Source organism: Dietzia sp. IN118, from assembly GCF_032905965.1.
GTDB lineage: Bacteria > Actinomycetota > Actinomycetes > Mycobacteriales > Mycobacteriaceae > Dietzia > Dietzia kunjamensis.
The window spans coordinates 16,552-37,227 of record NZ_JAUMSR010000004.1 but is presented as its reverse complement, the minus strand read 5'-3'; the positions used below and the strand labels follow the sequence as shown (position 1 = coordinate 37,227).

Annotated in this window: 20 protein-coding genes and 1 pseudogene; 6 read left to right on the top strand and 15 right to left on the bottom strand. The window is 67.5% G+C overall.

The annotated features are described in order from the left end of the window. Positions 1-4 precede the first annotated feature (4 nt). Together Q2K20_RS17540 and Q2K20_RS17535 are read right to left on the bottom strand one after the other, a co-directional pair. Complete coding sequence (locus Q2K20_RS17540) at positions 5-433, bottom strand: chromate resistance protein ChrB domain-containing protein (protein ID WP_096907621.1); 429 nt, start codon at positions 431-433, stop codon at positions 5-7. Beyond that, positions 430-945, bottom strand: coding sequence for a Chromate resistance protein ChrB (locus Q2K20_RS17535; protein WP_096907622.1), 516 nt, complete (start codon positions 943-945; stop codon positions 430-432). The genes Q2K20_RS17540 and Q2K20_RS17535 overlap by 4 nt, the downstream gene beginning before the upstream one ends. A gap of 99 nt (positions 946-1,044) precedes the next feature. Here Q2K20_RS17535 and Q2K20_RS17530 point away from each other — a divergent pair, with 99 nt between their 5' ends. The 3 genes and pseudogenes from Q2K20_RS17530 to Q2K20_RS17520 all read left to right on the top strand — a co-directional run. Next, a complete protein-coding gene (locus Q2K20_RS17530; protein WP_173674861.1) occupies positions 1,045-1,434 on the top strand; it encodes an ArsR/SmtB family transcription factor in 390 nt (129 codons plus the stop codon). After that, entirely contained in the window at positions 1,434-2,657 is a 1,224-nt protein-coding gene (locus Q2K20_RS17525) for an MFS transporter (protein ID WP_096907624.1), read from the top strand. The genes Q2K20_RS17530 and Q2K20_RS17525 overlap by 1 nt, the downstream gene beginning before the upstream one ends. 143 nt (positions 2,658-2,800) lie before the next feature. Further along, positions 2,801-3,171 (top strand): annotated as a pseudogene (locus Q2K20_RS17520) (TrkH family potassium uptake protein); the annotation flags it as partial. A gap of 413 nt (positions 3,172-3,584) precedes the next feature. On the opposite strand, the gene Q2K20_RS17515 reads toward Q2K20_RS17520, so the two are convergent. After that, entirely contained in the window at positions 3,585-4,631 is a 1,047-nt protein-coding gene (locus Q2K20_RS17515; RefSeq protein ID WP_096907625.1) for a YhcG family protein, read from the bottom strand. Between the two features lie 104 nt (positions 4,632-4,735). After that, positions 4,736-5,029, bottom strand: coding sequence for a hypothetical protein (locus Q2K20_RS17510; protein ID WP_096907626.1), 294 nt, complete (start codon positions 5,027-5,029; stop codon positions 4,736-4,738). 207 nt (positions 5,030-5,236) lie between these two features. Here Q2K20_RS17510 and Q2K20_RS17505 point away from each other — a divergent pair, with 207 nt between their 5' ends. Both Q2K20_RS17505 and Q2K20_RS17500 read left to right on the top strand, forming a co-directional pair. Continuing rightward, on the top strand, positions 5,237-5,797 hold the full coding sequence (locus Q2K20_RS17505) for a DNA-binding protein (protein WP_096907627.1): 561 nt from the start codon (positions 5,237-5,239) through the stop codon (positions 5,795-5,797). A 141-nt stretch (positions 5,798-5,938) separates the two neighbouring features. Further along, a complete protein-coding gene (locus Q2K20_RS17500) occupies positions 5,939-6,262 on the top strand; it encodes a hypothetical protein (protein ID WP_096907628.1) in 324 nt (107 codons plus the stop codon). A 75-nt stretch (positions 6,263-6,337) separates the two neighbouring features. Here the strand turns inward: Q2K20_RS17500 and Q2K20_RS17495 are convergent, their stop codons facing one another. Continuing rightward, a complete protein-coding gene (locus Q2K20_RS17495) occupies positions 6,338-6,910 on the bottom strand; it encodes a hypothetical protein (protein ID WP_268100074.1) in 573 nt (190 codons plus the stop codon). Then, positions 6,894-7,202 (bottom strand): hypothetical protein, encoded by a 309-nt coding sequence (locus Q2K20_RS17490; protein ID WP_096907579.1) that lies wholly within the window; start codon positions 7,200-7,202, stop codon positions 6,894-6,896. Before Q2K20_RS17490 ends, Q2K20_RS17495 begins: the two co-directional genes overlap by 17 nt. A gap of 313 nt (positions 7,203-7,515) precedes the next feature. Here Q2K20_RS17490 and mobF point away from each other — a divergent pair, with 313 nt between their 5' ends. Then, complete coding sequence (gene mobF, locus Q2K20_RS17485; protein ID WP_254050721.1) at positions 7,516-11,040, top strand: MobF family relaxase; 3,525 nt, start codon at positions 7,516-7,518, stop codon at positions 11,038-11,040. Between the two features lie 302 nt (positions 11,041-11,342). On the opposite strand, the gene Q2K20_RS17480 is transcribed toward mobF, so the two are convergent. The 9 genes from Q2K20_RS17480 to Q2K20_RS17440 all read right to left on the bottom strand — a co-directional run bounded on the left by Q2K20_RS17480 (position 11,343) and on the right by Q2K20_RS17440 (position 20,676). Next, the gene (locus Q2K20_RS17480) at positions 11,343-12,038 is read right to left on the bottom strand and encodes a hypothetical protein (protein WP_143337786.1); all 696 of its coding nucleotides are present in this window, start codon (positions 12,036-12,038) and stop codon (positions 11,343-11,345) included. Between the two features lie 115 nt (positions 12,039-12,153). After that, positions 12,154-12,726 (bottom strand): hypothetical protein, encoded by a 573-nt coding sequence (locus Q2K20_RS17475; protein ID WP_317177046.1) that lies wholly within the window; start codon positions 12,724-12,726, stop codon positions 12,154-12,156. Next, positions 12,723-13,229, bottom strand: coding sequence for a DUF4913 domain-containing protein (locus Q2K20_RS17470; protein ID WP_096907583.1), 507 nt, complete (start codon positions 13,227-13,229; stop codon positions 12,723-12,725). The genes Q2K20_RS17475 and Q2K20_RS17470 overlap by 4 nt, the downstream gene beginning before the upstream one ends. Beyond that, entirely contained in the window at positions 13,226-14,959 is a 1,734-nt protein-coding gene (locus Q2K20_RS17465) for a type IV secretory system conjugative DNA transfer family protein (protein WP_096907584.1), read from the bottom strand. The genes Q2K20_RS17470 and Q2K20_RS17465 overlap by 4 nt, the downstream gene beginning before the upstream one ends. 28 nt (positions 14,960-14,987) lie before the next feature. Then, entirely contained in the window at positions 14,988-15,527 is a 540-nt protein-coding gene (locus Q2K20_RS17460; protein WP_253701968.1) for a hypothetical protein, read from the bottom strand. Between the two features lie 26 nt (positions 15,528-15,553). Further along, a complete protein-coding gene (locus Q2K20_RS17455) occupies positions 15,554-17,164 on the bottom strand; it encodes a peptidoglycan DD-metalloendopeptidase family protein (RefSeq protein WP_067715232.1) in 1,611 nt (536 codons plus the stop codon). A 4-nt stretch (positions 17,165-17,168) separates the two neighbouring features. Continuing rightward, positions 17,169-17,411: a transposase gene (locus Q2K20_RS17450; RefSeq protein ID WP_063935020.1), complete on the bottom strand. Its 243-nt coding sequence runs from the start codon at positions 17,409-17,411 to the stop codon at positions 17,169-17,171. Beyond that, entirely contained in the window at positions 17,408-19,180 is a 1,773-nt protein-coding gene (locus tag Q2K20_RS17445) for an ATP/GTP-binding protein (RefSeq protein WP_317177045.1), read from the bottom strand. Before Q2K20_RS17445 ends, Q2K20_RS17450 begins: the two co-directional genes overlap by 4 nt. After that, on the bottom strand, positions 19,180-20,676 hold the full coding sequence (locus Q2K20_RS17440; RefSeq protein ID WP_082923841.1) for an SCO6880 family protein: 1,497 nt from the start codon (positions 20,674-20,676) through the stop codon (positions 19,180-19,182). The genes Q2K20_RS17445 and Q2K20_RS17440 overlap by 1 nt, the downstream gene beginning before the upstream one ends.

Sequence of the window (20,676 nt, the reverse complement as noted above, 5' to 3'; positions counted from 1 at the left end):
GTGATCAAGCGGGTCGCCCGCCGAGCAGGCTCCGACGGTAGTACTCGTACAGGCCGTTGAAGACCGGCGTGGTCACCGCCATCGTGTGGTGGTCGTCGCCGATCAAGGACAGTCCGCGTAGGACCGTGTCCAGGCCAGGTGCTTCAGGGGCCTCGAACCGGTCGTCTTCGAGGTCGGCCTCGTGGATGATCTCGGCGATGCGCCACAGCACGGGGTCAGCCAGGTCGTAGCGACGCAGGATGGTCTCGAACGTGCAGTCGCCGTTGTGGTGGGACAGTTCGACGCCTCGCATGTCGAACGGGGTGGCATCTGCCGGCACGTCGCCGGGTCCGGCCACGAAGATGAACTCGGCCTCGCTGTCGACGAACCGGCTGATCAGCCACGCGCAGGCGGCACGGTCGATATGAATTCCGGCTCGGGTACTCCACTTCACAGCGATTCCTTCATCTGGGTGGTCTCCGCGTTCTGTGGTTCGCGGCTCGCAAGCTGCCGGAGAGCGGTGTGGGCGGCGGCGCGTTCAGCTGGGGGGAAGTAGTCGCGCCTCGTGATCTGCCGCCACTGGTTGCGCAGCCGGCGCAGGCTGCTCAGCCGCTCGTCCTCGGCCGCGTGCAGGGCCGCAGACGCGTGGGCGATGAGGTCGGCGTACTCGGCGGCGCGGGCGTTGCGCATCTGGTCGATCAGGTGGAGTTCCTGGGCCTGGGTGGTGGCCGACGCGATCCAGATCCCGGCCTGACCGCCCCACTCGAGGACCTCGTCGGCCAACCACTCCAGGTGTTCGCGCGACCGGGCGTCATCGGGCAGGGCGACGACGTTGTCCGCGAGCTGCGCCACTCCGAGTTTCTTGAGCTTTCGCCACAGGGTGATCCGAGGTGTGGACGGTTCCCGGGGCAGTCGGTAGCTCAGCAGCACCCACTGGCCGCGCGTCGCGGAGGTCGCATCGTTCACTCGCGAAATGAAACCACGGTTACACCCTAGGCGCCAGCGGTTCATGTCACGCCGGACCTTTCCCACGAGTCGGCGGTGCCAATGTGCAAGAATCTGCGTATGGATGCAGATAAGCAGATATGCGGTCTTGATCCGGACAGTCAGTTCGTCGAGCTGGCTGTAGAGGTGTTCGCGATGTTGGCCGACGCCACCAGGGTGCGGATCATCCTCGCGCTGCGGCAGGCGGGGGAGATGTCGGTGAATCATCTTGCGGATTTGGCGGACAAGACCCCGGCGGCCATCTCGCAGCATCTGGCGAAGCTGCGCTTGGCCCGGATTGTCGAGAGCCGGCAGGAGGGCCAGCGGGTGTTTTACCGTCTGGCCAATGAGCACGCCTCCCAGCTGGTCTCTGACGCGATCTTCCAGGCAGAACATGCCCTCGGGGGCACGCCCCGCCACCATCGGGTCCCGATCGATCAGCCGCCGGTGGTGTCGACAGGACCCCGGTGATGGTGGGGGTTCTTCGCAACCCCACCTACGCCCGGCTGTTCGCCGCGCAGGTGGTGGCGCTGCTGGGGACAGGCTTGCTGACGGTGGCGCTCGGACTACTCGCCTTCGATTTGGCCGGAGGCGATGCCGGCGCGGTGATGGGGACGGCGTTGACCATCAAGATGGTGGCGTATGTGGGTGTGGCGCCGGTGGTGGCGGCGTTGGTGGATCGACTCCCGAAGAAGACCGTCCTGGTGGGTGCGGACCTGGTCCGGTTCGCGGTCGCGTTACTCCTGCCGTTCGTTGAGCAGGTGTGGCAGATCTACGTCCTGGTGTTCGTCTTGCAATCGGCCTCGGCGACGTTCACCCCAGCGTTTCAATCCCTGATCCCGGCAGTGCTCCCGGACGAGCGACAGTACACCCGCGCGTTGTCGCTCTCGCGGCTGGCGTATGACCTCGAGTCGCTGCTGTCGCCGGCTATCGCCGCCGCGATGTTGGCCGTGGTGAGCTTCCATGACCTGTTCGTCGGCACCGCGATCGGGTTCGCCGGATCCATCGTGTTCGTGCTTTTGGCGCACCTGCCGGCGGCATCTGTCACGACCTCCGGGCTGCCGTTCTGGCGCAGGCTCCGCGAAGGGGCCGCGGTGTTCGCCCGCACCAGAGAGCTGTGGTTTCTGATGTGCGCCAACGTGGCCGTGGCCGCGGGTACCGCGCTGGTCCTGGTCAATACCGTGGTCTACGTCCGCGGCGTGTTGGACCGTGATGATTCCGACCTCGGACTCGCCTTGGCGTGCTACGGGTTGGGGTCTCTTCTGGTCGCGGTGGCCACGCCGCGACTCGTCGAACGTCTCGGGGTGATCCGCACGATGGCGGCCGGGATCGCGGTAATCGCGATCTTTCTGACCGTGGCGGTGGCGGTCACCGTTGCAGTGCACTCATCGGGCACGGGGTGGGGATGGCTACTGGGCACGTGGTTCGCGCTCGGCGCGGGCACATCCCTGATCAACACGCCGTCGGCGCGACTTCTCGCCGCCGCCTCCACCGAAAGGAATCGCAATCTGGTCTACACGGCCCAGTTCGCCTTCTCGCACGCCTGCTTCCTCATCACCTACCCCGTCGCGGGCCTGGTGGGCGCATTGAGTCTGACCCTTGCGTCCAGCGCACTCACCGCGATCGCTGCACTCGCCGCCATCGCGGCGGCAGTTGTGGGAATGTCGAACGGCCCAGCCTTACGGCCCAGATAGCAGGGGCGGGCACGCGGGGGACCGCACTGTTGGACCGGGGGTTCTTTCCCTCCCGATGGGATCGGGCTACGCCGGCGGAACGCAAGTATCTCCGCGCTATCGCCGCCACGGGTGAGACCGCGCCTAAGACGTAGTCGTTGTCGATTGCCCAGACCACAGCCGGCCCGTTGCGCGCCGCGGCGATCCGCAAGGGCATCACCGGGTTGTTGTTGCTGCCTGCGTCGGTGGCACCCGGTGGCGGCACCGGTGTGATCGAGGCATTTTTCACGGCGACGTCGGCGATGTGTCTGACCGGGTTGATCGTGGTGGACACTGCGGTGCACCGGTCCGGGTTCGGTCAACTAGTCATCCTAGGCCTGATCCAGGTGGGGGCCTCGGGATCATGACCATGGCCTCTCTGGTCGGGTTGCTGTTGGCCAACCGGATCGGGCTCAAAGCGCGGCCGGGCACCGCGGCCGAGGCCTGGGCCGCTGACCTCGGTGACGTGCGGGGCATCTGCCTCGTGGGTATTCGCGACCGGCGACTGATGCTCGATAAAGGAGCTTCTCGAGCATCGTGGCAGTGGACCCGCCAGAGCTCTGGCCGGAAGCGGAAGCCCTGGAGGGCCGTTTCGTCTACTGAATCGGTGATGCATCTGATCGAGACTGTCCGGAATCCCGCAAAGGTCAACGACGCTGCGGAGGTCGTCAGCCAACCGTCTCAAGATGCGGTACTCGATCAACTGGCCGTCGGTGATGTCGCCCGTGAGCGGGCTACCTAACAGGTCGGAGCTGACATCGAAGTTGCGTACGAGAAGGCAACTCGGGGGCCGGGAGATGAATCATCTGATGCAATACGCAGACGTTAGCTTGTCATAACATAAGTTATCGGCACTAACATAGTGGCAGGTGGAAGGCCTATTGGGGCCACGGTGTGCTCCAGCTGTGTTTACGGGTGGTCCTGGTCGCCCTCGGTGATCTGGTCCAGGGCGGCGGTGAGATCGTCCTCGCTGGGTAGCGCCTCCTGCTCGGCGGGAGGCAGGCTCGCGTAGCTGAAGGTCGAAACTGCCAGGGGCGCGCCAGCCTGGTTCAGCGCGTAACGGACGACGCGGTCGTTGCGGCTGCCGCAGACGAGGATTCCGACAGTCGGGGCGTGCGCGGTACGGCGCAGGCGGTCCTCGACGAGCGCGACGTAGAACTGCAGCTGTCCGGCGTGTTCGGGCTTGAACTTGCCGGTCTTGAGCTCGACGACGACGTACCGCAATTGCTCGACGTGGAAGAACAGCAGGTCGGCATAGAAGTCCTCGCCCCCGACGTCGAAGTGCACTTGCCTTCCCACGAACGCGAATCCCGGGCCGAGCTCGCGCAGCGTATCGACGATCCGGTCGGTCAGGGACTCCTCGAGCTCGCGTTCGGCGACCTCGCCGGACAGGTCCAGGAAATCAAGGATCAGCGGGTCCTTGGCGATCTGCTGGGCCAGCTCGGAATCGTGCGCAACAAGCTGTTGCGCAAAGTTCGATGGAGCCGCCCCGGTGCGTTCGAGGGCGCTGCTGGCGATCATGTTGGCCAGCACGTTGCGCGACCAGCCGTGCTCGACGGCCGCGGCGGCGTACTTGTCCCGATCGTCCTGAGCGCTGAGCTTGTCCAGCAGGACAGTCACATGCCCCCAGGGCAGGTACGCAACAGGGTGTTGCGCGATTGGCCCGGCGGGCCAGGCGCCGGCGAAGGTCGCCATGTACTGCAGGTTCCGGGCAGAAAGGCCCTTCATCTGGGGGAACTCGGCCCGAAGATCCTCGGCGAGCCTGCGAATCACACCGCTGCCCCACCCGTGCCGGGCGCTCTCCTCGCGCACAGCCCGCCCGAGGGACCAGTACAACTCGATCAGCTGGGTGTTGACCCGTCGCTGCGCCGAGACCTGTGCTCGTCGGACCCTGTCCTTGAGGTCCTCGACGAGGCGCCCATAGTTGGATGGCAGGTCCAGGTCCCGGGAGTTCACCCGCCCATCCTGACAGTCGCACCCCTGAGACCCAGCAAGCTGGTCGGTAAGAGGCTGACGATGGAAGGGATGGCCCGGTCGCAGTGGCCGGGCCATCCCTTATCTCAATCATTGCCAGCTGGAAGAGCCTTCACCGTCTCGCTCAGGACCCAGCCGAGGCCGCCGCCGATGAGGCCGGCACCGATGGCACCTCCGGCCACTATCGGCAGGATCGCCGACGACGCCAGGACGGCGACTCCGGACAGTCCCAGTCCGGTCACGCCGGACGCGATGCCGACAAACTGCCCCGGCAGGCCAATGTGATGTCCGCGAGCGGCAAGCGTAGCGACCATCACGGTCACCGCAATCGCGCAGTACGCGCTCACGCTAAGCGTGAGTCCGATGATTGTCGGATCCATATTCCTTCTCCGTTCGGTTGGTGGTATGTGGGATTGTCCACACGACTCGTGACGCCCCGTTTTGTTCGCCGCCAGACGCCTGGCGTCTCAGTAGCGGTCAGCGCTTGATCCTCGACATGGGCGCGGGCGTCCCCTATGATGGGTAACGGCGGGAACAGAATACGTTTCCGGTTACCCGTTACCGGACACAGAATCTGAAGGGGCGCCATGTCGTCGTCGGAGAAGATCGCTCACGCCTATGGCGTACTCGTCGCGCGTGGGGACAAGGTCACCGTGCGGGCGGTGCAGAAACAAGCGGGGGTGCGGATCGGCGAGGTGGCGGCGTGGATGCGCGAGCACGCCGCGGGTGCAGCGGGTGAGGTGCCCGAGGCCCCGGACTTGTCGGAGGCGATGTCGGCGATGGTGGCCTCGGTGTGGGCGGCGGCGTGGAAGCGCGCTGCCGAGCAGGCAGACGAGGCCACCGCGGTGGCACTCGATGCCGCGCGCGCGGGCGAGGCCGACGCTCTCGCCGCGGCGGAGACGGCTACGGCGCAGCGAGCAGACGCCGACGCGGCCAGAGAGGCGGCGGTCCGGGACGCCGAGCAGTTGCGCTCCGAACTGGCCCAGGTTCGCCAGCAGCTCGAGAAGGTGCAGCGTGAGGCAGAGCAGGCGCGCGTCCAGGCCGAGGAGGCTGACCGCGGGCGTGTGCGGGCCGAGGCCACTTCGGACACCTTGCGTGAACTGTTGGACGCGTTTCGTTCCTCCGGGCAGGCCGACGAGGACAAGTAGCGAGCCGCACTGGGGTGGCCTTGTCGTGTCGGACCGGGCGAGCACACTGACCGAACAGGACAGGCAATGACCAAGTGGCTCGGACCTGCGTCAGGTGCGGTCGGCACGTAGCGGGACGAACGCCAACACGGGAGGGGTGTCATGTGGGATCTACAGACCGCGATACAAGCCGTGGCGATGGTCGCGGTGGCATCACTTCTGGTGCCGCCGCTGGCACGCGGCATCGGAGGCATCTGCGCCGTGATCGGATTCTGTGGCGTGACCCAGTCGAGCTCTTGGGCGCCGACGGTGATGGCGCTGGGGATAGTGGCGTGGTTTATCGGGCACTGGTCATTCGCCGTGCGCCACGATGTGCATTACCGGTCGCGTCTGGCGCTGGTGGTGATCGACAAGACGCCGCTGAAATGGACGATTCCGCGCTACTGGCAGTTGCGCCGCGCGCGAGGCCTTGCGGCAGCCCGCTGACACTTCCCACCCGACCGATACAGCAATGGCCCCACCGCTTTGGTGGGGCCATTGCTGTAGGTTTTGTAGACGATTCTAGAACAGTGGCGGCTCGTCTAGGGGTGCGGTGTTGCCGCAGGCGTGGGCGTAAGCCTTGGGGTTCCAGCCGCCGGAGACCGCCTCGCGGACCGCGAGGGACCGGGCGTGCCGGTCGTGGCGTTCGGTGGTGTTTCGGATGATGCCGGTGCGTCCGCAGGCGACCGCGTAGAGCAGGTTCGCCGATTGGGTTGAGGCGATGAGGTGGCCGGGGTCCACGCGCACGCACAAGGGTTCGTTGCAGCGGTGCTCACCGATCGCCCCGTCGGTTAGTTCGCCGGCGATCAGGAGGGCGAAGCGGTGCGCGTACTCGGTTCTGCTGACGCCGTCTCGTCGCCAGCTGATCCGTCCGTACCCGTCGGAGATGGCGCCGGTCCAGATGTGGCACCCGTTGCCCGGGGCGCGCACGACACGGGAGTAAAACGCGGCGATCGCTGCTTCGGTCGGAGGCAGCGTCGAGTCGTACGGCCTGGACCGCCTCGCGGCAGGCCGGGGTCGGGGACGGGCGTCCATTCCCGGCAGCGGGATGTCCTCGAACCATCCGCCGGCGACGGGCTCAGGGCTGCTGGTCACCGTTGGTGTCCGCGGGTGTCTGGCCGGCCGCCGTGGTGTCGCTGTCGGCCGCATCCGTGGCCGCGTCGTCGGTGTCGGCGGTGTTGTCCTTAGCGGCGCGGATCGCCGCCCCGACCTCGCGGGCGGACAGTCCGGTCATCTCCGCCAGATCCGCCTGCGCCACACCCAGGTCCCGAAGCTCGACCAGCGCCTGGCCGAGGGCGATCTGCGCGTCATCACGGGCGTCGATCGCCGAGAACACCGCGACCAGCTTGGCCTCGCGCTTGCGAGCCCGCTCCAGCTCGTCGGCCATCGCCTGACGAGCCCTCGCGCGTGCGGTTTGTGAACGCGAATCAGTCTTCGTCGCCGCCATAACTCCGACCCTATTGCCCTACCCATCGTGCCGCAATGCCCAACCACCATGCCACCGTCATCGTCTCGCCGTCCTGGTCCCCGATCGCCGCACCATATCTAGCACTGGCCGTGCTAGATCATCCTCGCTGTCGCTCGCCACAAACTGCCACACACAGTAGGCACTACTAGAGACGTCTGGAAAATGCCTGCTCAGCGCGCCGACGGCGCGGCGTGCGTAGACGCCGCCCTGGGGCGCCTCTACGCTGGGGCTCATGATGAGCCTCCGAGCGGTGCACGCCGGTACTGGATACCAGTACCTGCTGCGCTCGGTCGCCACCCACGACGCTGACCCCGCGGGCAAGTCGCTGTCGGACTACTACGCGGCCAAGGGAACACCGCCGGGGCGGTGGATCGGCAGCGGATTGGCCGGCCTTCTGTCTGAGACAGCAACCGCCGGCGCAGTCGTGGGTGAGGTCCAAATGGCCGCCCTGTACGGCGAAGGGCTACACCCGGACACCGATCAGATGATGGCCGATGGGAAGAGCCTGGGCGCCTGCAAGCTGGGCCGGGCTTACCCCCTGTACTCCGGCGATGTCCCCGTTCTCGCGGCGATCTCCGCCGCCGAAAAGTCGTTCCTCACCGCCGAGGGGCGCCGTCCCACTCCCGACGAGAGAAACCAACTTGCCGAGAGCGTGGCCCGCCCGTTCTTTTCCGATGAGTTCGGCTATGAACACGCCTCCGGCAAGGACGTCATCGCCTGGGTAAACCGCGAACGGGACAAGGTCCGCCAGGCCGTCGCCGGGTTCGATTTCACCTTCTCACCGGTCAAAAGTGTCAGCGTTCTGTGGGCGCTGTCCGACGAGCAAACGGCCTCGAAAGTGGCGGCGCTACACCATGAAGCGGTGGCCGAGGCCCTGCGGTGGGCCGAAGACAATGCGATCTACACCCGCGTGGGCGCCGGCGGCATCGAGCAGGTGAAAACTAAGGGCATCGTCGCCGCTGAGTTCACGCACTTCGACACCCGTGGCGGGGACCCGGACCTGCACTCGCACGTGTTGATCGCCAACAAGGTGCAAGGCCCCGACGGCCGGTGGCGCACGCTGGATTCGCGGACGATCCACCAGATGCACCAGGCGATCTCGGCTCGCTACGACGCTGTCCTGCATGACCTGCTCTCCCGCCGGATGGGTCTGAACTTCGAGGCGCACTACCCGCACCCGGACAAGGCGCCGATCTGGGAGATCAAGGGCATCGACCGCCGTCTCATTGACGTGTTCTCCTCCCGTCGCGCGCTAGCGCGCCCGGTGTACGAGCAGCTCGTTGCCGAGTACGTAGATAAGAACGGTCGCCAGCCCACCCAGCGAGCGGCGTACGCCCTGTGGCAGAAGGCGATCCTCGATACCCGCGACGCCAAGAAGCCTGCCCAGTCCCTCGATGAGCACCGTGCCAAGTGGCGCCGGGTGGCTGAGCAGACCATCGGCGCCGACGCCGTCTCATCCGTTGTCCGGGACGTTACCGAGCAGGCCACCGTCGATGCGCCCCGCAAAGTTTTTGACACCGAAAGCCACGCCCGGCAGGTCGCCGAGCAGGCCGTTCAATCGGTGTCGTCACGCCGCGCGCAGTTCCGCCGGTCGCACATCGACACGGCCGTGTCGACAGCTCTGAAGGGCTACCGGTTCGCCTCCTCAGGCGCCCTCGACCAGGCTCATGCCACGGTCATGGACATCGCGCTTCGGGAGCTCATGGTGGAGCTAACGCCCCCTGAGCCGTTGAGCCTGCCCGAGAGCCTGACCGGCCACACCGGCGCAGGTATAGACCGGCACGCCAACGCCGAGAAGTACACCACCCAGGCCGTGCTCGACGCCGAGACTCGCGTCCTCGATGCAGCCCGCACACCGGTGGCAGTGATCGCGTCCCGCGCCACGCTAGAGAAGGCTCTTGCCGCCCACGCCAGGGCCACAGGCTGGCCGCTGAATACCGGGCAGAAGGAACTGGCGCACCACCTCGTCGGGGCGGGAACCCTGCTCGCCGCCGGTGTCGGACCGGCCGGTACCGGCAAGACCACCGCCATGAAAGTGGTCGTGCAGGCGTGGGAGAACACGGGTCGCCACGTCATCGGTCTGGCACCCTCCGCGGCAGCGGCCAGCGTGCTGGCTGAGGACATCGGTACCGACTGCCGCACCATCGACTCCCTGACCTTCACCTGGCTCGGTCGGAACCCCGGTGCCCCGGGAAGGAGCCTCGAGGCGCTGCCGGTGAAGATTCGCCCCGGCGACATGCTGCTGGTCGACGAAGCGGGCATGGCCAGTACCGAGAACCTCGCCGCGCTGACCGAAATCGCCGCCGAATCCGGCGCTGTCCTGCGCCTGATCGGAGACCCGAAGCAGCTCGCCGCCGTCGAGACCGGTGGCCTGTTCGCCGACCTGACCCGCACCCCGGGAACAGTCGAACTGCGTGAGGTCATGCGTATGGGAGCGGACTCCGAGCAGGCCGAGGCAACGCTCGCCCTACGCGAAGGCGACACCGACGCCCTGGGCCTCTACGGGCGCCGTGGCTGGATCCGTGGCGGGCACCGCGAGCAGATGCTCACCGACGCCGTTCAAGCCTTCCTCGAGGACACCAAGATGGGCCGCAAGAGCTTGATCATCGCGTCCCGAAACAGCGACGTCGACTCGCTCAACGAGGTCATCCGCGCCGACCGGATCGCCCGTGGGCAAGTTGATGACACCCGCACAACCCAGGTCGCTCGCGGCGACACCATTGGTGTCGGCGATACGGTCATCGCCCGCAAGAACTCGATTCTCTACGACGATCACCGCCGGCCCTTGGGGCGCGTGATTAACGGCCAACTGTTCACCGTCACCGGCATCGCCGAGGACGGCTCGCTGTCGGTACGGGACCAGTCCACAGGGCAGGACATGGCAGTGCCAGCCGGTTACGCCGGCCAGAACATGCATCTGGGGTATGCGGCCACAGTGCACCGCGCTCAGGGCGCCACCGTCGACACCACCCACGCAGTCGTCGACACCTCGGTGGACCGTGCCGGCCTGTACGTTGCGATGACCCGCGGCAAGAAGGAGAACCGCGCCTACGCCGTGTGCGAACCCACGGTCGACCTGTCCGCCGAAGACGCCCACATGCACTCAGCCGGCGACAACGACGCCCCCACCGCCGCCGAGGTACTGGCCGCCATTCTTAGGCGCGACACTCACCAAGCCTCCGCGACCGCAACACTGCGCGAGGAGATGACAGGCGCCACCGACCCGGCGCGCATTGAAGCGCTGTACCGCCACGGCGTGGACCTCGCTGCCCAAGCCTTCACCAGCTCCACGCTGCCCGGCTACATCGACGCCCTGCCGCGCCTCTACAGCCGACACCTCGAGCCCGGAGGCGACCAATACGACTCCCTCGCCCGAGCCTGGGCCGACGCCGCCACCACCGGCCACGACCCCCGCGAGCTGTGGGCTGAGGCCACCGCGAACCTGGAGACCGCCGACAATCCAGGGGCCGTCATCGCGCACCGGATACGTCACGCGACAAATGAGGACCGGGACCGGGATGCCCTGCCCACTCCTCCCCCAATCGCGCCGGCCACCGACACCGAACTGGCAGCGTGGCTGGCGACCACCCACGGCTCGCTCACCACTGCGCCGGCACCCGCACCGTCTGACGACTTCGCTGAGTCCTATCTGGCCCACCGTGCCGCAGAACAAGAACGCGGCCCGGACGTCGAATCGACATCCGGACCGCAATGGGATTGGGGAGCCACCACCGATTCCTCCCCCGACCCGTGGTGAGCCCGAGAAGGCAGGGGGGTTGTCAGCAGTACTTGTCGTACTTGTCCAGCGCCTTCCAGGGCTCGGGGTTGTCGTTGTCCAGGGCCGTCATCCTCAGCGCTTCACAATCCAATGGGCTAAGACGGGTGCCACTACTACTCGAGCTGCCGGGGCTGCGCGATGTGCTGTCGTCGTCAGAGGAGGAACACATTCCCAACCCCAGCAAGAGGGCAACACCTATGGCAACGGCACATCCGCAGCCTGCACCAGATTCGCTAGACACCGCCTAAGCGTAAGTTAACACGCGTCCTGGTCTTACTTGGCTACGTCTCGATCACGGGGGGTTCAGCAAAGTCCGCTTGCGTCACCTCGGCGGACCTGGCCTCGAACGTGCGATCAGCGCGGTGGCTCAAGTACGACTCCGTGAACGGATTCGCCGACGACAGGGGCTCGCTGCCGAGAGCGCGATCGGGAGACCACGCAGGCGGGGGAAGCTGCCCAATCTTGATCTCGTCGCCGACTGGGTATGTGAGGGCCCATCGGGAATCGGGGGTGGTCCCCGTGGTCCGGTCGAGACGGTCCTCGATCGCGGCCCGTGCGCTTGGACCGAGCAGGTCGGGGCGATCGAGCTCAATGTGGTCGATCGGTACGTCGACCTCTATGTCGGCCCCATGGTGGTACACGCTGAGCAAGCCCGAGTACATGGCTAGCTCGGCGCCACTGTACGTGTCGACGGTGTACCAATCCTCGGGGTATTCCATGAGCGCTATCGCGATCTCACCGACCGCGGACCGGTACTCGAGCCCCCTGGCGACGGCTTCGGGAGTCCTGGTGTCGAGCAGGCCCATCAAGCGGTCCTGCCTGACACTCATGTGCGAGTCGAACCGCGCGTCGTGAAATCGGACATCCCACGGGTCCTGTGGGTCTTGCGGCATGACCGTCAACGGGGAGTCGGCCGCTGCCAGGGTATCGGCGAGGTAGGTCCTCATCTGGTCGTTGCCAGGCGCCTGTGCGCTCATAGCTCTTCGACCTCTGGGGCTGTATCGACGGACACCGCAGCGCTGTCGAACGTGGCAGCGGCGGGCTGAGCTTCCTGATCGGACTGGGCGATGAGCTGGGACGGTGTCTGCGTTCCTACGCCGGTGTCGATAACGTCCGCGACTGCCGGCGAGCCGCCGACGGCGGCCACCTCGGTGTGCAGCAGCTCCTCGGTGAGGCCGACCCTGCGCTCACCTGCGAGGTCGGCGGTATCGACCGACGAGAGGCCGGGGTGTCGGTGATCGCCGCATCGAGCACGCCGGCCAGCTCGTACTCGGTGATCTCCAGGGTCACCGCTGCGATCACCGCCAGGGTCAAGAAGTCCGGGTCCGGTCCTGACCGCTCGCGAGCGCGGCGAACGGCCTCATCGCGCTCTTGCTCGGCCTGGGTCCGATCAAGTTCTGCCTGCCGCCGCGCTTCCTCCGCGGCCTGCACCAGCCGCCTTCGCTCCAGCTCGGCGGCGAGCACCTCACGCCGCGCCTGAGCGACCTTTTCGGATACGCCGGAGTCTGCGCGAGCGGCCTCCACCACGAGCGATCCGACCGAGTGTTGGCGGGCGGAGTGCTCGCCGAGCGAGCGAGTCCGCGGCGGGTACGGATTAGCTGCCGCGCCCACGCGGGCGTGACGGACCAGATCGGCGACCACCGGGTCGCTGGGGTGCGAGCTCATAGCGTGCCTTCCTCAATGGGGTCCGATTTCAAGGGCTTGCCCGGTTGGTGACCGGACGTGCAGGCGACCATTGGCGAGCGCTCTCCCGTCAGGAGCGGCATGTGGTGGTCGCCGATCGTGCGCAGGAACACCTCATCGCAGGTGGCCGGGTCCCGGCGGGCCAGTGACTCGTACGCGAGCCACATCGAACGGATGCGGAATCGGACCGAGCGGTGCGCCCACCAGCGCGAGCACCACTTCTGACTCATGCCCGTCGACTCGTAGGCCAGTCGCAGGTAGTCGTCGAAGAAAGCGAACTCGTCGGTGAACCGCAGGATGGGCGGCACGCCAAGCTCAGTCTCGGCGAACCGCTGGACCTCCCTCTCCACGGTGCGGGCAAGGTGGTCGGTGAGGCCGGGTGTTGCCAGAACATCCTCTACAGCAGCAGGTAGCGACTCCTTGGCCGCCGCCGTGAGGGTCTCACCGAACGCCTCGACGATCTTCTTGTCGAACAGGTGGCTCACGCTGCGGCCTCTTCGGTCTTCTCAGGTGCGGAGGGAAGGTCTTGGTGGTCCCACCGGACCATCCGGGCCAGGATGGGGCGCCGGCCGGTGGCCAGGACGATCATTCGCCCGAACGGCAGAGCGGCCAGCTCGGCGGCGGTGATGGTCTGCTTCTCGACCGTCTGGGTCGACACGGACCGTCCGCGATCGCCGCCGCCGCTGGAGATGGAGCGTTGCTGTTCGGTGTGGGTGCCGATGAGATGGGCCAGCTCGTCGAGGAATCGGTAGTCCTTGTGGCCGGGGCCGATGACGACGATCGCGGCGGCAGACCACAGCTTCTTCATGCCCTGCTCGCCCCACACTTCCACGCCCTGGGCGTAGGACTGGAGCACGGTCGAGCAGATGATGCCTCGGGAGCCGAAGGTCGAGTAGTAGTCGGGAAGCCTGGGCCACCGCACGATGTTGGCGATCTCGTCCAGGGCGGCGGTCACCGGCACCGGCAGGCGCGAACCGGGGCAGGTGTCGGCCCGGTCGACCAGGGCCTTGAACACCGCGACGGTCAGGATGGACGTCACCGGCCGGCCGATCGGGTTCTCCTCATCCGAGACCAGATACAGCGTGTCGGCCTCGGAGTTTGCGAAGGCGACCGGGTCGAAACGCTGGGCACCGGCCTGGGGGGTCAGCCACCGCACGATCTGCCTGCGTCCCAGGCAGGAGATCATGTTCTTGGCCGCGGAGAACACGTTGGAGCGGGTACGGGGATCGGCGTTGTACTTGCTGGCCAGGTCCGCAGCCTGCGGCTTCCACTGACTGTCGGCCAGGATGTCGACCGGGGTGGCGTCCTCGAGATTGGAGACCCATCCGTAGACATCGGTGATGGGACGGTTCTTCATCGCCGCTGCCAGGAACAGCGAGGCGAGCAGGTCCACGGCCTGGGAGTAGAAGTACGCGTTGGGGTCGCTGCCGGCCTCCCCGCGGGCGGTGGCGGCGTTGAAGATCTCGGCGAGCTCCTCGGCGTTGCCGTCCCACCACTGGTCGCGGCGCACGAAGTCCAGCGGATCGAAGTACCACTTGGAGGTGTCCAGCCCGACCGCCTTGTCCTGCGGGTCGAGCACCCAGACACGGCCGAGGAGCTGACGGAACGGCATCGTGGCCTCGATGACGTCGCGCTTGCACGAGGTGGAGATGCAGATGCCCGGGGCGCGGCGGATCATCGGGATGATGCGGCTGGAGGTCTTGCCCTGGCGGGGACCCCACAGATCCAGATGCAGGTCTTCCCACCCGCCCCAGAGATCTTGGCCGGAAGCGACCTCCTTGCCGATGTACACCCCCGGGATCTGGGTGGTGTCGCCTCGCTCGCGGTTGGCGCGGACCACGCTCTTGGCCGACAGTGACTTCACGTCAGCGCGGCCCGCCAGGTGCTTGGTGATCCCATCGACGCGGGTCCTGCGGCCCTGCCGGCGCCCGACGAGCGCCGCCACCACGGCCACGATCACAACGGCGATCACCACCAGGGCCACGGCGACGACCGTGGCGCCGGTGGTCCACTGCACCTGCCCCTGGGCCAGGTCGATCACCGCCACCGCGGGGTTACCGGGAACCTGTTGACCGGTGGGGGCGATGGATTCGCCGAGGGCGATACTGCCCCACACCGCAATCACCGCGGCCGCCACCACGCCCATCATGACCAGCGCGATCGTGGGTCCGGGCTCGCGGGTCTGGGACGTTCGTGCCAGGTCTTTGCCTGCCATTGTTGCCTCCCTGGTGTGATGTGCGCGGTTACTCGCCCACAGATCGGTATTGGTAGCTGGCGACCTTCCACGTCTCGCCGGTGCGCTTGAGCTCGACGGTCGCGGTGATGCGCTCGAGCGGGGTCGTTGCTCCGTCGGGGTGCAGCACTTTCTGCTGCACCGTGACCAGGCGCCGAGCTTGGTTCGCGTCCTGCGGGACGGGGTCTTGATCTCCGGCCAGGCTTGCGGCGCCGATCACGCGGTCACCCGAGCGCGCCCATGCCGGCCACTGCCCAGGGGCAGGATCTGGGTCCGGGCGGGTGGTGGCCGCGTCCGCCATCTGGCCGGTGAGCTGGTCGGAGATCGCGTGCATCGCATCCCACGGGGACTGCTGCTGCGCGGGGGTCCACGTGTGAATCCCTGCCATCACCGCCACCGCCACTTCATCGGCGGTCGTGATCGGGTCGATGTGTACGTGCGCATCGGTTCCCGGTTCATCATCGCGTCCAAGCGTCAGAGCCATCGCGACGGCGGCGACCACTACCGCCACCACCGCCGCGGCGACCACGGCTACGCCTTTGGTGTTCATCGCTGTCTCCTACTCGTCGGCGGTGTTCATGCGGCGGCGAACCTTGCGGCCTCTTGCGGCACGATGACCACGTACTTTTGCGTCTCGGCATATGGAGGTACCCCGCCGAACTGCTGCACGGCGCCGGGTCCGGCGTTATAGCCGGCCAGCATCAACGCCTGCGGGTCGCCACTGAGCTCGCCCGAGGCGATGCCCTCTCGCTGGCCCTCGGCGATCTCGCACAGGTAGCGGGCGGCGGCCATCGTCGCGTCCGCCGGGTCCGACGGAGAGCCCGAGCCGGGAGGTCCGGCGATCTGGCCGTTGTCGTCGACCTTGGCGCCCTTGGCCGCCCATGTGCCGGGCATGAACTGCCCGTACCCTTGCGCTCCGGCCGTCGAGACCGCCGTGGCCTGGAAGCCGGCCGATTCGTGGTACAGCAGCCCGGCCAGCAGCGGAGAGTCGACCTCGCGGCAGACCTGGCCTCCCAGGTCGATCCACTTGCGCAGTTCGGCGGGGATCTCGCCCGCGTTCAGGCTGCGATGCCCGAAGTCCGGGGCGCAGTCGTCGCCCCCGGCGGCGCCGGTGGTCTCCGAGGAGTCGTCGGCACCGTCGGTGGGGGCGGCGCCGTAGCGCTGGTCCGGGGTGGGCTTTCCGCCGCCGGCGACGGTGACGTGCACGTGGTCGAAATGGTTCTGGGTCGGGTCGCCCCGGTCCTCCCTCTGGTTGGGCTGCCCGGTGGCGGGGATGTACTGCTGCCGCCAGATCAGGTACTCGATGTTGAAGAACTCGCGGTGCGTCAGCAGGTAGTTCGTGATGCGATTGCCCAGCTCGCGGCCCTCGCTCGAGGAGTAGTCCGGGATCATGATGTCCACGGCGCGGCCCGACGGGTGATCGGGGTAGGCATCAACAGGCCGCCACCCGCCGATGGTCTTCACGTCGGGAAAGCGCTGCGCTACGGCCCGGGCCACCCGGATCGAGTCGACCTGCAAGTTCTCCTTGGAGGCGATCTTGTCCGAATCGGGCATCTCCCCACTCGAGGGCGGAGACGGCTGACGGGAGGTCGTTGACTCGTCGGGGGGCGGCTCACTGCCTCCCGAGCCCGGGTTCGCGGCCCGGTCGAGCCACGGCTGCGGATCGGTCTCGCTCCCACCGGTCAGGCGCCCGCCCTGCCACACCTCCAAATGCAGGTGGGCGCCGGTGGACTGGCCGTTGTTTCCGACCTCACCGATGTGCTGTCCTGCGGCAACGGTGTCGCCCACCTGCACGGCCACTCCGTCGTCCCACATATGGCCGTAGACGGTCGAGTAGGGCTGACCGTCGATGGTGTGGTCGATGACGATCCAGTTGCCGAACCCGCTCGCGGGGCCGGCGGCGGTCACCACGCCTGGGGCCATCGCGTACATGGGCGTGCCGTCGGCGGCGGCCAGGTCGATGCCTCGGTGGCCGGGCCGGTCTGCGCTCTTGTAGGTCGAGGACACGACGTAATCGCCTTCGGCGATCGGCAGGCTCAGCTCGCCGGCGGGCACTCCCCCGCCGCCGGTTATGGCCCCGTTCGGGCGGCACCGATCGTCGCTGCCGTCTCCGAGGATCACCACGACCACCAGCGACAGCACGATGATCCCGATGACGATGCCGACGACGAGCTTGGCCGACCGCATCCGTCTACAGCCCTAGCTGCGCTCGAAGGGCCGCGTTCTCGGCTTGCAGCGCCCGCAGGGTGGACGAGTTGTGGGCCTGCCACGTCCCCGCGGCGACCGACCAGCGGCGCACCGAGTCGCGGCTGATGCCGAACTCGCGGGCGACGACCTCGGCGGCGGCTGAGGTCGAGGGGAACTGGGGCTCGAGCTCTGCCAGCCGCGCGACCACCTGGTCGCGGAAATCGGCGTCGTACGCAGTTGAGCTCATGCCGACACCGCCTGCCCGGAGGGCACGCCATCGAGCAGCTCGCGAAAGCGCACGTTCGTGTCGTGGATGTTGGTCTCCCGCTCGGTCGCGGTCAGCAGAACCTGCACCGGGATCCCGGCGGTGCCGTCCTTGGACGACTTGAGCATGAACTTGCCTCGCCCCAGGGGTGGCTTCTTACGCTCGCGGGCTTCGGTGCGCTCGATCGGCGCGCCCTTGGACCAGGCGGTGATCATCGCTGCCTCAGCATCGGTGAACTGGAGAACGCCCTTGAGCCGCTCCAGCTCGCCGGCGGGAAGACCGCCGCAGATGACCATGCCGGCCCGCTCGATGAAGCCCATCGCGGTCTTGACGTCGACCTCGTTGGGCAGCGTCTCCAGGTCTCGGCCCGTGTGGGTGATCATCAGCAATCCGGTGCCGTCGGTGCGGTTCAGGCGCGTGAGCTCGTCGACGCGCTGCACCATCCCCGCCCCGGCGCCCAGGGTCGCCCACATCTCATCGAGAATCGCCAGGAAGTAGCGCTGCGGCGCCAGACCGCAGTCGGCCAGCACGTGCGCGGCCTCCATCGCTCCATAGGCATCGGACCAGCAGGCCAGGAGCACGCCCGCCTTGAGCGACTGGTCTCCTCGAGCGATCGCCGAGACGTCGATGCAGATCGCCGGGGCGTCGAGGTCGATCTTGGTGGTGGTGTGCTCGGCGAACACCTGGCCCATGACGCCGTCGGTCAGCGACTCCAGCGTCTGGACGAGGGTCCGGACCGTGCGCCGGTACTCCGTTTCGTCGGCGACGAACAGCGCTCGCCGCAGGTCGGCGTTTCCGGATCGGATGTAGTCGATCAGGTCTCGCAGTAGCGGCGGTGAGGCGAAGGAGAACCTGCCGCCCTGGCGCATCTCCCGCAACGAGGTGGAGATGACCAGACCCTCGAAGTCAGCCAGCGGCCGACCGCGGATCAGCTCGGCCAGTGCCACGACCATCGTGACCTGCCGCGAGTGCACTGACTCCTCGGTTTCGGTGATGGCCTCGGCAAGGCGTGTGCTGTCCTCGCCCCGGGCGCGGAGCTCGTCCAGATGGGCCTGCATCACCGGGATCGCCTCGCCCAGAGCGCCGGCGGCCAGCGGGTTCAGGTGCCCGTGCCCATGTCCGAGACGGATCACCTGCCCGCGCTTTCCGGCCGGGGTGACCATCGCATCGGTCACCGCCACGTACTCGCCTTTAATGTCCCCGGCCACGATCGGCACATGGCCCTGGGCGACCGCGCCGATGAACTGCTTGCGGATGATCGTGGACTTGCCCAGCCCGGGCAAGGAGAGCACGAACGCCGACGGGTTGCCGATGATGCCGGCCCGGAACCACGACAACACGTCGCCGGAAACGTCCTGGTCGGTCTGTGCGTGAACCCCCAGAGGGACGCCGACCGCCGGGGCGGTCGCCCCGACCACCCACGGGTTGAAACCACAGCCGTAGTTGGTGGAGGTCTGGGTGGCGGCCGGGGCGGAGACCACTGCCATCCGCCCCGAGAACGCGCCCTTGAAGCCGCGGCCGTCGAGGGAGGCGTAGCGATTAGTGAACCGGGGCTTTCCGTAGCGGAGCTGCGGTGCCTGGCGAGCGGTGCGCGCCTGCTCGGCCCGCTCGGGGTGCTCGTCGCACCACCGCTTGTACGCACGGCCGGTTCGTGTGTGCGGCCAGGGAGGGAGCTGATCGCCTGCGGTGATACGGGCGTGCAGCTCTTCCAGCTCTGCCGGCCCGACGGGGGTCTTGGTGCGCCTGGCCATCACTCCGCCTTCGCAAACGAGGAAATCGTGGACTTCTGATCGAGCAACACGCCCAGACCCAGCCCGGCGGCGAACGCCGCATCCTGCTGGCCGTTGGTAGCGTGCAGCCGAAGCTGAGACCGGTTGCCGAGCTGGCCGATGATCGCCGAGCCCTGGTCGAGCAGCTCAGGATCGCGCAGAGTGAGCGTCACCAGCAGCGAGTACTCGCCGAGCTGGCCGCCTCGGGCCAGCGCCTGCCGCGCGGCCTCGGTGCGCTCCAGGCGCAGGCCGGCAGAGGCCTTGCCGATCGAGCGGGTCTTGTTCGCAGCGTTGACCGCGTCGGTGTGCTCCTTCTCGACCTGCCTCACCCCGTCACCGGCGGCGATCGGGCGGTAGATCAGCGTCACGCGCTTGCGGGGAATGTCTGACTTCGGCTCCAACAGGGGCCGCAGGACGTGGTCCGGGAACGCGGCGGCCGGCGGGGCGGCCATCTCGAACGAGCGGGACACCCAGTCTTCGTGGCGGTAGTGATTCCACTTCGCCACAGCCTCGGCCGGGCCGGCGTCGTCCCAGTCCACTCCGAGCGGCTCGCCAGACAGGCGAGCGCTGTTGATGGTCTCCTCCAGGTCGGGGCGGTAGCAACGCAACGCCAGCCCGATCGCGTCCTCCGGGTTCATCGGTGTGGCAGACACTCCCGCGTACTCGAGCCGCTGGTACAGCCCGGGCAGCCGGAAACCCAGATCGGTGGCCATCGCCTCGGGGTCCTTGCGCTGCATCGCGGTGGCGGCCTTGAAGGTGACCGCGATCCACGACCGCGTGACGAGCTTGCCGCGAGCAAACTCCACCGCCGACTCCGCCTGGATGCGGCGGGCGATCTCCGGGGTGGACTCGCTGACCGAGTCCTTCACCGCGGCGATGAGGTCCTGCCCGGTCGTCGGGTACGACTCGACGGTCACGGTGGCCGCCACGACGTCGTCGTTGAGCGACAGCTCGGCGAGCCAGGCGCCCCACTCGGCGGTCATGTCGTTGCGGTCGGCCACCGTCAGCGGCTCCTGGCCACGTGAGGCCGCGTCCAACAGGACGGTGTACTGGTTGAGCGCACGGTCGCGGATGAGCGCGAAATCGTTGCCGGCCACGTCGCGGCCGACGTGCAGCTCGGTCTTGGCCAGGGCACCGGGCAGCCGGTATCGGCCGCCAGGTACCCGCGAGTTAGGCCCGGACCGGTACACCGTGGAGCCAGCGGCCTGTGCCCGCCAGAATTGCCAACGCATTTGAGCCACCTCGTAGAGAGTTCGATTACCGATACGCAGTACTGCCGGGGCCAGGTACGCCACCGCCAGCACCGCAATGAGCGCTCCCGCGCCTAGTCCGCCCTGCATCAGCACCAACATCGCCACGATGAAGGCGATCCCGGCGATGATCGTGGCCCGCAGCGGCAGGCCGAACATGCCGGTGCGCTGCGACTTCTCACCCAGCGTGTAGAGCCGAAGGTCCGCCTGCTCACCTGATGCAGACAC

What these genes read in the sequence shown, in the direction of transcription:
- Q2K20_RS17530 (WP_173674861.1), top strand. Translation starts at nt 1,045, where the DNA reads ATGGATGCAGATAAGCAGATATGCGGTCTTGATCCGGACAGTCAGTTC.
- Q2K20_RS17525 (WP_096907624.1), top strand. Translation starts at nt 1,434, where the DNA reads ATGGTGGGGGTTCTTCGCAACCCCACCTACGCCCGGCTGTTCGCCGCG.
- Q2K20_RS17510 (WP_096907626.1), bottom strand. Translation starts at nt 5,029, where the DNA reads ATGGATCCGACAATCATCGGACTCACGCTTAGCGTGAGCGCGTACTGC.
- Q2K20_RS17505 (WP_096907627.1), top strand. Translation starts at nt 5,237, where the DNA reads ATGTCGTCGTCGGAGAAGATCGCTCACGCCTATGGCGTACTCGTCGCG.
- Q2K20_RS17500 (WP_096907628.1), top strand. Translation starts at nt 5,939, where the DNA reads ATGTGGGATCTACAGACCGCGATACAAGCCGTGGCGATGGTCGCGGTG.
- Q2K20_RS17490 (WP_096907579.1), bottom strand. Translation starts at nt 7,202, where the DNA reads ATGGCCGACGAGCTGGAGCGGGCTCGCAAGCGCGAGGCCAAGCTGGTC.
- mobF (WP_254050721.1), top strand. Translation starts at nt 7,516, where the DNA reads ATGATGAGCCTCCGAGCGGTGCACGCCGGTACTGGATACCAGTACCTG.
- Q2K20_RS17480 (WP_143337786.1), bottom strand. Translation starts at nt 12,038, where the DNA reads ATGAGCGCACAGGCGCCTGGCAACGACCAGATGAGGACCTACCTCGCC.
- Q2K20_RS17475 (WP_317177046.1), bottom strand. Translation starts at nt 12,726, where the DNA reads ATGAGCTCGCACCCCAGCGACCCGGTGGTCGCCGATCTGGTCCGTCAC.
- Q2K20_RS17465 (WP_096907584.1), bottom strand. Translation starts at nt 14,959, where the DNA reads ATGGCAGGCAAAGACCTGGCACGAACGTCCCAGACCCGCGAGCCCGGA.
- Q2K20_RS17460 (WP_253701968.1), bottom strand. Translation starts at nt 15,527, where the DNA reads ATGAACACCAAAGGCGTAGCCGTGGTCGCCGCGGCGGTGGTGGCGGTA.
- Q2K20_RS17455 (WP_067715232.1), bottom strand. Translation starts at nt 17,164, where the DNA reads ATGCGGTCGGCCAAGCTCGTCGTCGGCATCGTCATCGGGATCATCGTG.
- Q2K20_RS17450 (WP_063935020.1), bottom strand. Translation starts at nt 17,411, where the DNA reads ATGAGCTCAACTGCGTACGACGCCGATTTCCGCGACCAGGTGGTCGCG.
- Q2K20_RS17445 (WP_317177045.1), bottom strand. Translation starts at nt 19,180, where the DNA reads ATGGCCAGGCGCACCAAGACCCCCGTCGGGCCGGCAGAGCTGGAAGAG.